Here is a 13,583-nt window from a genome sequence, read left to right as displayed (position 1 = left end):
CCAGTGCCACCGCCGTGCAAGGCCACTCAGCGTGCGGCGGCAACCGATTCGTGACGGATCGCCCACCACGTCCTGAGGGCGTCCACCGTTTGTTCTACATCGTGCACGCGCACGATAAAGGCGCCGCGCTCCGCGGCGCAGACCGCGGCCGCCAGGCTCGCCGCCACGCGCTGCATCGGCGGCTTGCCCCCGATGATCGCACCGAGCGTCGACTTGCGCGACAATCCCGCCAGAATCGGCAGGTCATCGATCGCGAGCCGCGGCAACTGTGCGAGCAGACGCAGATTATGATCCGGTGTCTTGCCAAAGCCAAAGCCCGGATCGAGCAAGAGGCGCGCCTCGCTCACGCCCGCCGTCCGCAGGGTTGACACGCGTTCCCGCAGGAAATCGGCCACCTCCCCCACCACGTCCGTGTACTGCGGGTCTTCCTGCATGGTCTGCGGATCGCGCTGCATGTGCATGACGCACAACCCTGCGTCGCCCCCGGCCACGGCCTCCACCGCGCCCGGCATGCGGAACCCCCAGATATCGTTGATCAGATCGGCTCCGCCCGCCAGCGCGGCGCGCATGACCTCGGGCTTGTAGGTATCGATCGACAGCGGCTTGCCGCAGTCGGTCAGCGCCTCGACGATCGGCATCACGCGCGCGAGCTCCTCGTCCAGCGGCAGCGCCGCGGAGCCGGGCCGGCTCGATTCGCCGCCGATATCGATGATGTCCACGCCCTCGGCGATCATCTGCTCCGCATGGCGCAGCGCGGCGTCGCGCGAGGCATGGCGGCCGCCATCGGAAAACGAATCGGGCGTGACGTTGAGAATGCCCATCACGAGCGGGCGGCGGTCGCGGGCGAAGCGATAGCGCCCGCACTGGAATACGGAAGTGCTCATCGACGGGAGAGTACCAAAAAACGAAAAGAAAAAAAGCCGGTGCCAAAGGCACCGGCTTTTTTTCCAGCGTCGCGGACGTTCAGGCCGTCGCGGGCGCGTTGCTCGGCGGGGTCACCGGCGAACCGCCCGAAGGCGTGTTGCCGCCACCGTTCGGACCCGACACGCCACGCGGCGGGCGCGGCGGCTTGCCGGCCATGATGTCGTTGACCTGGTCGGCGTCGATCGTTTCCCACTCCATCAGCGCGTTGGTCATCGCTTCGACCTTGTCGCGGTTCTCTTCGAGCAGGCGCTTGGCCAGCGCATATTGCTCGTCGATTATGCGGCGGATCTCGCTATCGACCTTCACCTGCGTGGCTTCGGACACGGTCTTCGACGACAGCTTGCCGAACATGCCGTCCTGCTCGGTATCGACGTAGACCATCGCGCCGAGCGAGTCGCTCATGCCGAAGCGGGTCACCATGTCGCGGGCGATCTTGGTGGCGCGCTCGAAGTCGTTGGACGCCCCCGTGCTCATGGCGTTGAGGAACACCTCTTCCGCCGCACGGCCGCCGAAGAGAATCGCGATCTCCTCGAGCATGTTGTCCTTGTACTTCGAATACTTGTCATGCTCCGGCAGCTGCCAGGTCACGCCCAGCGCCCAGCCGCGCGGCATGATCGTGACCTTGTGCACCGGATCGGCCTTCGGCAGCAGCTTTGCCACCACCGCGTGGCCGGACTCGTGGTAAGCCGTGGCCTTGCGCTCTTCCTCGCGCATGACCGTCGACTTGCGCTCCGGACCCATGTAGATCTTGTCCTTCGCGTCCTCGAAGTCCTGCATGTCCACCACACGCTTGCTGCGGCGGGCGGCAAACAGCGCGGCCTCGTTGACCAGGTTGGCCAGGTCGGCGCCCGAGAAGCCCGGGGTACCGCGCGCGATCACCGATGCGTCCACGTCGTTGCCGATCGGCACCTTGCGCATATGGACCTTCAGGATCTGCTCGCGGCCGCGGATATCCGGCAGACCGACGTAGACCTGGCGGTCGAAACGGCCCGGACGCAGCAGCGCCTTGTCGAGAACGTCCGAACGGTTGGTCGCGGCGATCACGATCACACCCGAGTTCGCCTCGAAGCCGTCCATCTCGACCAGCATCTGGTTCAGCGTCTGTTCGCGCTCGTCGTTACCGCCGCCCATGCCGGCGCCACGATGGCGGCCGACCGCGTCGATTTCGTCGATGAACACGATGCAGGGGGCCTGCTTCTTCGCGTTTTCGAACATGTCGCGGACGCGGGCGGCGCCCACACCGACGAACATTTCAACGAAGTCCGAACCCGAGATGCTGAAAAACGGCACCTTGGCTTCGCCGGCGATGGCACGCGCCAGCAGCGTCTTGCCGGTACCCGGAGGGCCCACCAGCAGCACGCCGCGCGGGATACGGCCGCCCAGCTTCTGGAATTTCTGCGGATCTTTCAGGAAATCGACCAGCTCGACCACTTCTTCCTTGGATTCGTCGCACCCGGCAACGTCCTGGAAGGTGACCGCATTCTGATTCTCGTCGATCAGGCGCGCGCGCGACTTGCCGAACGAGAAGGCACCGCCTTTCCCGCCGCCCTGCATCTGCCGCATCATGTAGAACCAGAACACGATGATCAGCAGGGTGGGCCCGAGATAATAGAGCGCCTGTACGAGGACATTCGGCTCGTCGTCTGCCTTGCCGGTGACCTGCACGCCGTACTTCATCAGATCGCCGACCATCCAGATGTCGCCCGGCGAGATGATGGTGTACTTGGTGCCTTCCTTCGGTGTCACCACCAGATTCCGGCCCTGCACGTCGACGCGGCTCACCTTGCCATTCTTTGCGTCATCCATGAACTGCGAATAGGTGACGCCGTCCTGGGCGCGAGGTTTGTCGAACTGCTTGAAGACGGTGAACAATACCAGCGCGATCACGAGCCAGATTGCCGCCTTTTGAAACAGGTTGTTATTCAAGGCCGAACTCCTTTGCAATTGCCTTGCCAACGGGATAGCTGCATTGCATTGTAATGCAGTGCCCGTTCCTGGGGGTGAAACGCAAAACTATCGGGGCGATAGTGCCTGGATAGGCGCAATCGACCCCTCAATCAACCGATTTCAGATGCCGCCCAAGAATAAAGGTTTCCGACGATTTGTCGCGCGACGCCTTGGGCTTGCGCTTCGCGACCACCTTGAACTGGCGTTTGAACTTTTCCACGATCTGGCTGTAGCCGCTACCGTGGAAACACTTTACCAGCAAAGCACCATCAGGCTTCAGGTGCGCCTGGGCAAATTCCAGCGCCAGGTCGCATAAATACTCGATGCGCGCCGAATCGGCCGAGGCCACACCGGACAAATTGGGGGCCATGTCCGAGATAACAAGGTCGATTCTCGACCCGCCGGACGCTTCCAGCACGACCGATTCGAGCTGCCGGAAAACCGACTCCTCCCGAAAATCGCCCTGAATGAATGTGACGTCGGCCACCGGGTCCATGGGCAGGATATCGATGGCCACCACGGCGCCGTCGATTTTCCCGTCCCTGGCGCGCGGCGAGGCCGCAAGCCGGTTACGGGCGTACTGGCTCCAGCTGCCCGGCGCGGCGCCGAGGTCGACGACCACGCTGCCCGGCTTGATCAGCTTGTCCTGCTCGTCGATTTCCTTGAGCTTGTAGGCGGCCCGGGCGCGATAGCCCTCGCGCTGGGCCATCTTCACGTAAGGGTCGTTGATATGGTCGTGCAGCCACGACTGGTTGAACTTGTTCTTGGCCATGCTGTGCCGTTCCCCGTGCGAGGTTTCATGATCTCGCGCAGGAATCTGTCCCTTTTTCCTGATGTTTACCGCCTGCGGACGCGGTTTTGGCGGATAATACGCGCCACTTTGCCTTTGCAGATCCCATGCCCGCACTACAACTGATTCCCGCCCAGCGTTCCGAACTCCGCTCCCGTGCCCACGGCCTCAATCCCGTCGTGATGGTCGGCGGCGAAGGCCTCACGCGCGCGGTCCTGGCCGAGATCGACCGCAGCCTGGCGGCACATGATCTCATCAAGATCCGCGTGTTCGGCGACGAACGCGACGCGCGTATCGCCATTTACGAAGCGATCTGCGACGAGCTCGACGCCGCCCCGATCCAGCACATCGGCAAGCTGCTGGTCGTCTGGCGTCCGGGTCCGGCCCGCCTGAAGGAAAACCAGGCCGACGATACCGGCCGCCGCCTGCTCAAGCGCTCGGGCGGCTCCGCGCCGCGTACCGTGACCATCCGCAAGCCCAGCGCGGCACCGAATCGCCGCCCGACGCGCAAGGAAGTCACCGTACTGGGCAACGAACGCGTTACCGCGGGCGGCACGGTCAAGCGCTCGCGCGCCCGTCCCGCCAGCCAGAAGAAGAAGTCGCTCGGCTGATTCCGCCGGACCGATGCTTCTCGCCCTCTCCCCACGGGAGAGGGGCATGCACTACTCCCCTGCCGAGCGCGGCGCCGAGGCGCGCCACACCAGCACCAGCGCCAGCACGCTGTGCACGAGGTAGATCACGCTCGACACGCCGTGCAGCATGCCGAACTGCGACTTGTACTGCGATTCGGAGACGCCCACGCCGGCAGCCTGGGCCTTCGCGCGCAGGCTTTCCATAAACGGCTGCACGCCGAAATACCCCGCCAGCACGCACACCAGCATCGCCAGCACGATCCAGCGCAGCGCGCGGTAGCGTGCCGCGCCGCGGCGGATCATCACGTTGCACAGCACGAGCTGGAGCACGCCGATCGTCACGCCGAGAATCGCCTCGGTACGGAACAGATGGCCGGCAATCATGCCGGCGGTCTCCCGGCTGGGCAGCACCGAAAACAGCGTCGGCGCGACCATGTACCCGACGGTCCACAGGCTGCCCGCCCAGACCACCGTCAACAGCAGGAAGATGCGATGCGGTAGCGGGGGCAGGTTCGAATAGGAAGACGAGAACACAGCCGGGCGCCCGTCAGACGTAGCGGACGGTCACGACTTCGTATTCGCGCTCGCCACCCGGGGCCAGCACGGTCGCCACATCGCCCTCGAACTTGCCGATCAGCGCGCGCGCGATGGGCGAGCTCACCGAGATCTTGCCCGAGTCGATATCGGCCTCGTCGTCGCCGACGATCTGGTAGCTCACGTTCTTGCCGGACTCGAGGTCTTCGAGGTCCACGGTCGCGCCGAAGACGATGCGGCCGTCGGTGTCCAGCTGGGTCGGGTCGATGACCTGCGCGGCGGACAGCTTGGCTTCCACTTCCAGGATCCGGCCCTCGATGAACGCCTGCTTTTCCTTGGCGGCATCGTACTCGGCGTTTTCGGACAGGTCGCCCTGTGCGCGCGCTTCGGAGATGGCGTTGATCACCGCGGGGCGTTCGACGGCCTTGAGGCGCTGCAGCTCTTCCTTCAGGAGTTCCGCGCCACGCTTGGTAATCGGAATGGTGCTCATGTCTCGTTCAACAAAAAAATGAGCCGCAGCGGAGCTGGAACCATGCATCCGGGATGCTCCCCCAGAGGCACTTCCGCTCGACCGCGGCTTTCAGATGAAGGTTCGGGGTGATGCGCAGGCGCAACACTCACCGAACGGCGAATTCGACGTAGTGTAGGCCATTACGCCCGCCGGTATCAACCCGGTGCAACGTTGGGTTGCAATGGGAACCGGCGGGAAGGCCCCGTCAGGCGAGCGACGCGTGCAGGCTTTGCAGGTCGTACACCTCGAGGCTCTGCATGTGCTTGAGCCCCTCGACCGCGGCGCGGGCGCCGGCGATCGTGGTGTAGTAAGGCACGCGGTTGGCCAGCGCGGCGATCCGGATCGAACGCGAATCGGCGATGGCCGTGCGCGTCTCATCGACGGTCGTGAAGACCAGCGCGAGTTCGCCGTTCTTGATCATGTCCACGATATGCGGACGGCCGTCCTTGACCTTGTTGACCGTGCGTACCGGAATGCCGGCCGCCTCGATCGCCGAAGCCGTGCCGCGCGTCGCCACGATCGGGTAGCCCAGGTCGTGCAGCATGCGGGCCACGCCCACCGCGCGCGGCTTGTCGCTGTCCTTGACCGTGATCAGCACGGTGCCCTTCTCGGGCAGGCGCGAACCGGCCGCGAGCTGGCTCTTGAACAGCGCCTCGCCGAACACCTTGCCCACGCCCATGACTTCGCCGGTCGAGCGCATTTCGGGTCCAAGCACCGGATCGACGCCCGGGAACTTGTTGAACGGGAACACCGCTTCCTTGACGCTGAAATACGGCGGCACCACCTCGGCGCCGACGCCCTGCGAGTCCAGCGTCTGGCCGGCCATGCAGCGCGCGGCGATCTTGGCCAGCGACAGGCCCGTGGCCTTGGACACGTACGGCACGGTACGCGAGGCGCGCGGGTTCACTTCCAGCACGTAGACGGTGTCCTTGCCGTCGGCCTGCTGGATCGCGAACTGCACGTTCATCAGGCCGATCACGTTCAGCGCCTTGGCCATCGCGGCGGTCTGGCGCTTGAGCTCGTCCACGGTCTCCTGCGACAGCGAGTACGGGGGCAGCGAGCACGCGGAGTCGCCCGAGTGGACGCCGGCCTGCTCGATATGCTCCATCACGCCGCCGATGAACACGCGCTGGCCATCGCTCAGCGCATCGACGTCGCACTCGATCGCGTCGTTCAGGAAGCGGTCCAGCAGCACCGGCGAGTCGTTCGATACCTTGACGGCCTCGCGCATGTAGCGCTCGAGGTCGCGCGGCTCGTGCACGATTTCCATCGCGCGGCCGCCCAGCACGTACGATGGACGCACCACGAGCGGGTAGCCGATTTCCTCGGCCAGGCGCAGCGCCTCGTCCTCGGCACGCGCGGTGCGGTTGGGCGGCTGGCGCAGGCCGAGCTCGTTGAGCAGCTTCTGGAAGCGCTCGCGGTCTTCGGCGGCATCGATCATGTCCGGGCTCGTGCCGATGATGGGCACGCCGTTGGCTTCCAGATCCAGCGCGAGCTTCAGCGGGGTCTGGCCGCCGTACTGGACGATCACGCCGACGGGCTTTTCCTTGTCCACGATCTCGAGCACGTCCTCGAGCGTCAGCGGCTCGAAGTACAGGCGGTCCGAGGTGTCGTAGTCGGTGGAAACCGTTTCCGGGTTGCAGTTGACCATGATGGTTTCATAGCCATCCTCGCGCAGCGCGAGCGCCGCGTGCACGCAGCAGTAGTCGAACTCGATGCCCTGGCCGATCCGGTTCGGGCCACCGCCCAGCACCATGATCTTGCGGTTGCCGGTCGGATCCGCTTCGCACTCGCCATGCTCGGCCTCGTAGGTCGAGTACATGTACGCGGTGTTGGTCGCGAATTCGGCGGCGCAGGTGTCCACGCGCTTGTAGACCGGACGCACGTTGCTGGCGATACGCGCTTCGCGCACGGCCTTGGCGTCGGTCTTGAGCAGGCGGGCCAGGCGGCGGTCCGAGAAGCCCTTCTGTTTCAGGTGGCGCAGCTCGGCGGCCGACAGGCTTTCCAGCGTGCGCGCGCGCACCGCGCCTTCGGTCTTGACCAGGTCTTCGATCTGGGCCAGGAACCACGGGTCGATCGCGGTCTCGGCATACACCTCTTCCAGCGACATGCCCAGGCGGAACGCGTCGCCGACGTACCAGATACGGTCCGGACCGGCTTCGCCGATTTCCTCGATCACTTCGTCGCGGTCGGTGGACTTCTCGTCCAGGCCGTCCACGCCGACCTCGAGGCCGCGCAGCGCCTTCTGGAACGACTCCTGGAACGTGCGGCCCATGGCCATCACCTCGCCCACCGACTTCATCTGGGTGGTCAGGTGGCTGTCGGCCTGCGGGAACTTCTCGAACGCGAAACGCGGGATCTTGGTCACCACGTAGTCGATCGACGGCTCGAACGATGCCGGGGTCTGGCCACCGGTGATCTCGTTCTTGAGCTCGTCGAGCGTGTAGCCGACGGCCAGCTTCGCCGCGACCTTCGCGATCGGGAAGCCCGTGGCCTTGGAGGCCAGTGCCGACGAGCGCGACACGCGCGGGTTCATCTCGATGACGATCATGCGGCCATCGACCGGGTTGATCGAGAACTGCACGTTCGAGCCGCCGGTATCGACGCCGATCTCGCGCAGCACGGCCAGCGAGGCGTTACGCAGGATCTGGTATTCCTTGTCGGTCAGCGTCTGGGCCGGCGCGACGGTGATCGAGTCGCCCGTGTGGATACCCATCGGGTCCAGGTTTTCGATCGAGCAGATGATGATGCAGTTGTCGTTGCGGTCGCGCACGACTTCCATCTCGTACTCTTTCCAGCCGAGCAGCGATTCCTCGATCAGCAGTTCGCGCGTCGGCGACAGGTCCAGGCCGCGCTTGCAGATCTCTTCGAACTCTTCGCGGTTGTAGGCGATACCGCCGCCCGTGCCGCCCAGTGTGAACGACGGGCGAATCACGATCGGATAGCCGCCGGTGCCGGTTTCCTGCGCGATGCGGCCCTGCACGGCCATCGCCTCGTCCATCGAATGCGCGATGCCGGACTTGGCCGAGCCGAGACCGATCTTGGTCATCGCGTCCTTGAACTTCTGGCGGTCCTCGGCCTTGTCGATCGCCTCGGGCGACGCGCCGATGAGCTCCACCTTGTACTTGTCCAGCACGCCGTGGCGATGCAGGTCCAGCGCGCAGTTCAGCGCGGTCTGGCCGCCCATCGTCGGCAGGATCGCGTCGGGGCGCTCCTTGGCGATGATGCGTTCCACGACTTCCCACGTGATGGGCTCGATATAGGTCACGTCGGCCGTGTTCGGGTCCGTCATGATCGTGGCCGGGTTCGAGTTGACCAGCACCACGCGGAAGCCTTCCTCGCGCAGCGCCTTGCAGGCCTGTGCGCCCGAATAGTCGAATTCGCACGCCTGGCCGATGATGATCGGGCCCGCGCCGATGATGAGGATGGTTTGAATGTCTGTGCGCTTTGGCATTGCACGCTCTCTTTGTTGGCCGGTGGCGCGAAACTGTCGCGCACCGCGCCGGATATCAGGATATGGCCGCTCGTCAGTTCAGGGTGGCCGTGGCCAGCTTGGCGCTGAAGCCCAGGAACATCGCCCCGACGCCGCTCGTCATGCCCGCCGAAAGGCGGCGCCGCCGGCGGAACGCGTCGGCAAGCCGCGCGCCCACGAGGATGATCGTGGTCAGGTACGCGAAGCTGCAGACCTGGCACACGAGCCCCAGCGCGACGAACGACAGCGCGGGGTAGCCGAATTGCGGATCGACGAACTGGATGAAGAACGAGATAAAGAACAGGATCGCCTTCGGATTGAGCAGGCTGATGACGAGTGCCTTGCGGAACGGGCTTGGCGATGCACCCACGGCCGGCACCTGCTCCACCGCCGCCTCCGCGGTCTCCCCACGGCGCAGCCACGCGCGCACCGCGCCGCGCAGCATCTGCAGGCCGATCCACGCGAGGTAGCCCGCGCCCACGTACTTGACGACGTGGAACAGGCCCGGGCTCGCCTTCAGCAGCGACGCGACGCCCGCGGCGGACAGCACCATCAGGATCGCATCGCCGAGGAACACGCCGCACGCGCCGCGATAGCCGGCGCGGATACCGCGCTGGGCCGCGACCGACAGGACATACATCGAATTCGGCCCCGGCAGCAGCACGATAAAGATCGTGCCGAGCAGGAAGGTCCAGAAATCGGTAATGCCGAGGCTGGCGTGCATGAAGGCGTTCATCGCGTCTCTTTTCGTCTCGTTCTCGTCCGGTGGCTTACTGCTTCGCGTCCTTCATCAGCTTGATGAAGCGGTCGAACAGGTACGCCACGTCGTGCGGGCCCGGCGAGGCTTCCGGGTGACCCTGGAAGCAGAACGCGGGCTTGTCGGTCAGCGCGAAACCCTGCAGCGAACCGTCGAACAGCGACGTGTGCGTGACGCGCACGTTGGACGGCAGCGTGTCCGCATCCACGGCAAAGCCATGGTTCTGCGAGGTGATCACGACACGACCGTCGTCCATGTCCTTGACCGGATGGTTCGCACCGTGGTGGCCGAACTTCATCTTCAGCGTCTTGGCGCCCACCGCGAGGGCCATGATCTGGTGGCCCAGGCAGATGCCGAACGTCGGAATGCCGCGCGCGATGAACTCGCGCGTCGCGGCAATCGCGTAGTCGCAAGGCTCCGGATCGCCGGGGCCGTTCGACAGGAAGATGCCGTCCGGATTCAGCGCGAGCGCGTCGGCGGCGGTGGCCTGCGCGGGCAGCACGGTTACCTTGCAGCCACGCGCGGCGAGCATGCGCAGGATGTTGAACTTGACGCCGTAGTCATAGGCGACCACGTGGAACTGCGGCTTGTCCTGCGTACCGTATCCCGACTCGATGGACCATTCCGACTGCGTCCACTCGTACGGCTCGCGCACGGACACGACCTTGGCCAGGTCCATGCCGGCCAGGCCGGGGAACGAGCGCGCGAGGTCGATGGCCTTCTGGACATTGTCCTCGCCGGCCAGGATGCAGCCGTTCTGGGCGCCCTTCTCGCGCAGGATACGCGTGAGCTTGCGCGTGTCGATGCCGGCGATGGCAACGACCTTCTCCTGCTTGAGGTAATGGCCGAGCGTGTGCTGCTTGCGGAAATTGGAGGCCAGGATCGGCAGATCCTTGATGATCAGGCCGGCGGCATGGACTTTCGTGGCTTCGACATCCTCAACGTTCACGCCGTAATTGCCGATATGCGGATACGTCAGCGTGACGATCTGCCGGGAATAGCTGGGATCGGTGAGGATTTCCTGATAACCGGTGATGGCGGTGTTGAACACCACTTCGCCGATGGTATGGCCGGAAGCGCCAATGGAATAGCCACGAAAGACCGTGCCGTCTGCAAGCGCGAGGATGGCGGACGGAAAAGACGGTAACACGGGTAGGCTCCTGCTGGATTCACCCCGTGACCGACCTGCTCAACGCATCCTGCCCGGGGTCGCGACGGTGGGCAGCGTTTTCGTCACATTGGCACGTATCGAATAACCGAATCGTGCGATGTGGAAAATGCTCGCCTGAGTCACGGGCGACCGAGGACGGCGGAAGGTTGGAGTTCCGGTAGTTGGCGGTAGGCGCTAGGGTGAAGGGTTCTGAAAGCGAAACTTTCGAATTATATCCTGCGCCGCCCAATTTCTCAAGTTTTCAAGGACTTGGCGGCGCTCATGGCGCGGCTGGGGGCGGCACGATAGCAGTCACTTCGATCTCCACCCGCGCGCGCGGCTCGACCAGTGCCGACACCTCCACGGCGGTCATGGCCGGGTAATGCGGACCGATGATCTCGCGGTAATGCGCGCCGACGGCCTTGTAGGCTTCCACGTATTCGTCACGGTCCGTCACGTACCACGTCATGCGCGCGATGTGCTCGGGCCTGCCGCCGCCCGCGGCCAGCACGGCCACGACATTGCGCAGCGCCTGCGCGACCTGCTGCGCGAAATCGTCGGTCTCGAACACGTGGTCGGCATTCCAGCCGATCTGGCCGCCGACGAACAGTAACCGGCTGCCGGCCTGCATCTCGGCCATGATGCCGTTGGCGTAGCCACGCGGGGGCGCCCAGCCGGGCGGTTGCAGCGTCTTCATGCGCGGGTCTCCGTCATATGAAAGGCGTCCATGGCGGCACGGACGGTTGCGGGCAGCGGCCGAGGCGCGAGGCTGTCGAGGTCCACGCAGACCAGCCGCGGCGCCGCGGTCAATCGGATATCGCCGGCGGGACCGGCAAAGCGGATGTCGAGCACACAGCTCGACTGCCCGACGTGCGCGACGCGCAGTTCGCGCGTCAGCGGTTCGCCGAGCCGGCTCGGCGCGTGGAAGCGGCACTCGAGGCTCGCGGTGGGCACGCCCGCGCGGTCCGTCGCGTGCATGACGTCGAACGGCCAGTGCAGCGCCTGCGCGAACCAGTCCTCGACGAAATCGTTGAGCATCTCGAAGTAGCGCGGGTAGAACACGATGCCCGCGGGGTCGCAGTGGCCGAAGCGCACGCGCACCGTGCTGCGGAAGGCATTGCCCACGACGGCGCTCATGCCTGCCCCTGCGCCATCTGGCGCAGCCGGAATCGTTGCAGCTTGCCGGTTTCGGTACGCGGCAGCGCGCTCACGAACTCGAGCCGGCGCGGATACTTGTACGGCGCGATATGCCGCTTTACGTAGTCCTGCAGCGCGGCGCGCGTCTCCTCGTTCGCGGGCACGCCTTCGCGCAGCACCACATAGGCCGTTACCACCTGGCCGCGTTCCGCGTCGGGCCCGCCGACCACGCCGCACTCGGCGACGGACGGATGCTGCATCAGCGTGCCCTCCACTTCCGGGCCCGCGATGTTGTAGCCAGCCGAGATGATCATGTCGTCCGAGCGCGCCTGATAGAAGTAGTAACCGTCGGCGTCGGCGACGAACGTGTCGCCGGGCAGGTTCCAGCCGTCGCGCACATAGGCCTGCTGGCGCGGGTCGTCCAGATAGCGGCAGCCTGTGGGGCCGCGCACCGCGAGCCGGCCCGGCGTGCCGGGCGCCACGGGCTGCATGTCCTCATCGACGATGCGTGCCTCGTAGCCGGGCACCACGCGGCCGATGGCGCCGGGGCGCACGTCTGCGTCCGCGCTCGAGATGAAGATATGCATCATCTCCGTGCCGCCGATGCCGTCGGTCATCTCGATGCCGGTGGCCGCGCGCCATGCGGTCCGCGTGGCATCGGGCAGCGCCTCGCCGGCGGACACGCTCTTGCGCAGGCTACGCAGGTCGAATGTCGGGGCGAGTGCCGCCATCTGGCGATAGAAGGTGGGCGCGGTGAAGACGATCGTCGCGCGGTGCGTCTGAATCAGTGCGAGCAGCGTCTCGGGGGTGAGCCGCTCGGCCAGCACCGCGCTCGCGCCGATACGCAACGGGAAGCACAGCATGCCGCCGAGGCCGAACGTGAAGGCCAGCGGCGGCGTGCCGCAGAACACGTCGTCGGGGGTGGGCTTCAGGACGTGGCGCGGGAACGTGTCGCACATCGCGAGCACATCGCGATGGAAATGCATGCAGCCCTTGGGCTGGCCCGTGGTGCCGCTGGTGAACGCGATCAGGCAGATATCGTCGGCGGCGGTGTCGCATGCGGGAAACGGGCCCTGTTGCGCCGCGCGGGCCATCGAGGTTTCGAGCGCGCCCTCGCCCTCGCCGTTGAAGTAGCGCACCTTGCCGGGCGCGGCCGTGAGGGTTGGGCAGTAGAACTCGCTGTCGGGCCGGAGGTTGGCATCGAGCTCCTCGCGCAGGCGGGCGTCGCACAGCGCCGCCGAGACCTGGGCCTTGTCGATGATCTGCCTGAGTTCCTTCGCGCGCAGCAGCGGCATGGTCGGCACGACGATCATGCCGGCCTTGACCGCGGCGAGCCAGCTTGCGGCCATCATCAGGTTGTTCGGGCCGCGGAGCAGCACGCGGTTGCCGGGCACGAGCCCCATCTCGCCGACGAGCACGTGTGCGATGCGGTCGACGCGCGCGGCGAGCTCGGCATAGGTGACGGTGCCTTGCGCATGCCGTATGGCGACGCGCGCGCCGCGCCCTTCCGCGATGTGGCGGTCGAGCAGTTCGGTTACGCAGTTGAGGCGCGAGGGATAGCCGGTGTCGGCATTGAACCGGAACGCAGGCCACGCGTCGCGCGGCGGCAGCCGGTCGCGCGCGAACGTGTCGTAGTGGGCGGTGTCGGTGGTGGCGCTCATGCGGGCCTCCCGGCGGGGACTGGCGCTTCGGTCTGCCCCCCGGCGCGCGAGCGGGCTGCCGCCGCGGC

12 protein-coding genes are annotated in these 13,583 nt (G+C 65.8%); 1 reads left to right on the top strand and 11 read right to left on the bottom strand.

Translation table 11 applies throughout. The annotated features are described in order from the left end of the window. Nucleotides 1-26 precede the first annotated feature (26 nt). The 3 genes from folP to FOB72_RS03435 form a co-directional block, all read right to left on the bottom strand. The gene (gene folP, locus FOB72_RS03445) at nt 27-884 is read right to left on the bottom strand and encodes a dihydropteroate synthase (RefSeq protein ID WP_150371243.1); all 858 of its coding nucleotides are present in this window, start codon (nt 882-884) and stop codon (nt 27-29) included. Nucleotides 885-963: 79 nt separating this feature from the next. Next, nucleotides 964-2,850, bottom strand: a complete 1,887-nt coding sequence (gene ftsH, locus FOB72_RS03440) for an ATP-dependent zinc metalloprotease FtsH (protein ID WP_150371242.1) — start codon at nt 2,848-2,850, stop codon at nt 964-966. Nucleotides 2,851-2,977: 127 nt separating this feature from the next. Beyond that, complete coding sequence (locus FOB72_RS03435; protein ID WP_150371241.1) at nt 2,978-3,643, bottom strand: RlmE family RNA methyltransferase; 666 nt, start codon at nt 3,641-3,643, stop codon at nt 2,978-2,980. A gap of 125 nt (nt 3,644-3,768) precedes the next feature. On the opposite strand from FOB72_RS03435, the gene FOB72_RS03430 reads away from it, so the two are divergent. Then, a complete protein-coding gene (locus FOB72_RS03430) occupies nt 3,769-4,272 on the top strand; it encodes a YhbY family RNA-binding protein (RefSeq protein WP_150371240.1) in 504 nt (167 codons plus the stop codon). A gap of 51 nt (nt 4,273-4,323) precedes the next feature. Here FOB72_RS03430 and FOB72_RS03425 read toward each other — a convergent pair whose 3' ends face one another. The 8 genes from FOB72_RS03425 to FOB72_RS03390 all read right to left on the bottom strand — a co-directional run bounded on the left by FOB72_RS03425 (nt 4,324) and on the right by FOB72_RS03390 (nt 13,515). Beyond that, nucleotides 4,324-4,827 (bottom strand): DUF4149 domain-containing protein, encoded by a 504-nt coding sequence (locus tag FOB72_RS03425; protein ID WP_150371239.1) that lies wholly within the window; start codon nt 4,825-4,827, stop codon nt 4,324-4,326. Between the two features lie 13 nt (nt 4,828-4,840). After that, nucleotides 4,841-5,317: a transcription elongation factor GreA gene (greA, locus tag FOB72_RS03420; protein ID WP_109580648.1), complete on the bottom strand. Its 477-nt coding sequence runs from the start codon at nt 5,315-5,317 to the stop codon at nt 4,841-4,843. Nucleotides 5,318-5,543: 226 nt separating this feature from the next. Continuing rightward, on the bottom strand, nt 5,544-8,792 hold the full coding sequence (gene carB, locus FOB72_RS03415; RefSeq protein ID WP_150371238.1) for a carbamoyl-phosphate synthase large subunit: 3,249 nt from the start codon (nt 8,790-8,792) through the stop codon (nt 5,544-5,546). 73 nt (nt 8,793-8,865) lie between these two features. After that, nucleotides 8,866-9,546, bottom strand: a complete 681-nt coding sequence (leuE, locus tag FOB72_RS03410) for a leucine efflux protein LeuE (RefSeq protein WP_150371237.1) — start codon at nt 9,544-9,546, stop codon at nt 8,866-8,868. A 34-nt stretch (nt 9,547-9,580) separates the two neighbouring features. Beyond that, nucleotides 9,581-10,717 (bottom strand): glutamine-hydrolyzing carbamoyl-phosphate synthase small subunit, encoded by a 1,137-nt coding sequence (carA, locus tag FOB72_RS03405; RefSeq protein WP_150371236.1) that lies wholly within the window; start codon nt 10,715-10,717, stop codon nt 9,581-9,583. A 280-nt stretch (nt 10,718-10,997) separates the two neighbouring features. After that, nucleotides 10,998-11,414: a RidA family protein gene (locus tag FOB72_RS03400; RefSeq protein ID WP_150371235.1), complete on the bottom strand. Its 417-nt coding sequence runs from the start codon at nt 11,412-11,414 to the stop codon at nt 10,998-11,000. Continuing rightward, a complete protein-coding gene (locus FOB72_RS03395) occupies nt 11,411-11,854 on the bottom strand; it encodes an acyl-CoA thioesterase (RefSeq protein WP_223851404.1) in 444 nt (147 codons plus the stop codon). The genes FOB72_RS03400 and FOB72_RS03395 overlap by 4 nt, the downstream gene beginning before the upstream one ends. Then, complete coding sequence (locus tag FOB72_RS03390; protein WP_150371234.1) at nt 11,851-13,515, bottom strand: AMP-binding protein; 1,665 nt, start codon at nt 13,513-13,515, stop codon at nt 11,851-11,853. The genes FOB72_RS03395 and FOB72_RS03390 overlap by 4 nt, the downstream gene beginning before the upstream one ends. Nucleotides 13,516-13,583: the final 68 nt, after the last annotated feature.

This window comes from Cupriavidus pauculus, from assembly GCF_008693385.1.
Taxonomy (GTDB): Bacteria; Pseudomonadota; Gammaproteobacteria; order Burkholderiales; family Burkholderiaceae; genus Cupriavidus; species Cupriavidus pauculus_D.
Note: the sequence above shows the minus strand (reverse complement) of the source record. Positions and strands in the feature narration are given on the sequence as shown.

Coding starts and splice junctions, on each gene's coding strand:
- folP (WP_150371243.1), bottom strand. CDS start 884: ATGAGCACTTCCGTATTCCAGTGCGGGCGCTATCGCTTCGCCCGCGAC.
- leuE (WP_150371237.1), bottom strand. CDS start 9,546: ATGAACGCCTTCATGCACGCCAGCCTCGGCATTACCGATTTCTGGACC.
- carB (WP_150371238.1), bottom strand. CDS start 8,792: ATGCCAAAGCGCACAGACATTCAAACCATCCTCATCATCGGCGCGGGC.
- FOB72_RS03390 (WP_150371234.1), bottom strand. CDS start 13,515: ATGAGCGCCACCACCGACACCGCCCACTACGACACGTTCGCGCGCGAC.
- FOB72_RS03435 (WP_150371241.1), bottom strand. CDS start 3,643: ATGGCCAAGAACAAGTTCAACCAGTCGTGGCTGCACGACCATATCAAC.
- FOB72_RS03430 (WP_150371240.1), top strand. CDS start 3,769: ATGCCCGCACTACAACTGATTCCCGCCCAGCGTTCCGAACTCCGCTCC.
- FOB72_RS03395 (WP_223851404.1), bottom strand. CDS start 11,854: ATGAGCGCCGTCGTGGGCAATGCCTTCCGCAGCACGGTGCGCGTGCGC.
- greA (WP_109580648.1), bottom strand. CDS start 5,317: ATGAGCACCATTCCGATTACCAAGCGTGGCGCGGAACTCCTGAAGGAA.
- FOB72_RS03400 (WP_150371235.1), bottom strand. CDS start 11,414: ATGAAGACGCTGCAACCGCCCGGCTGGGCGCCCCCGCGTGGCTACGCC.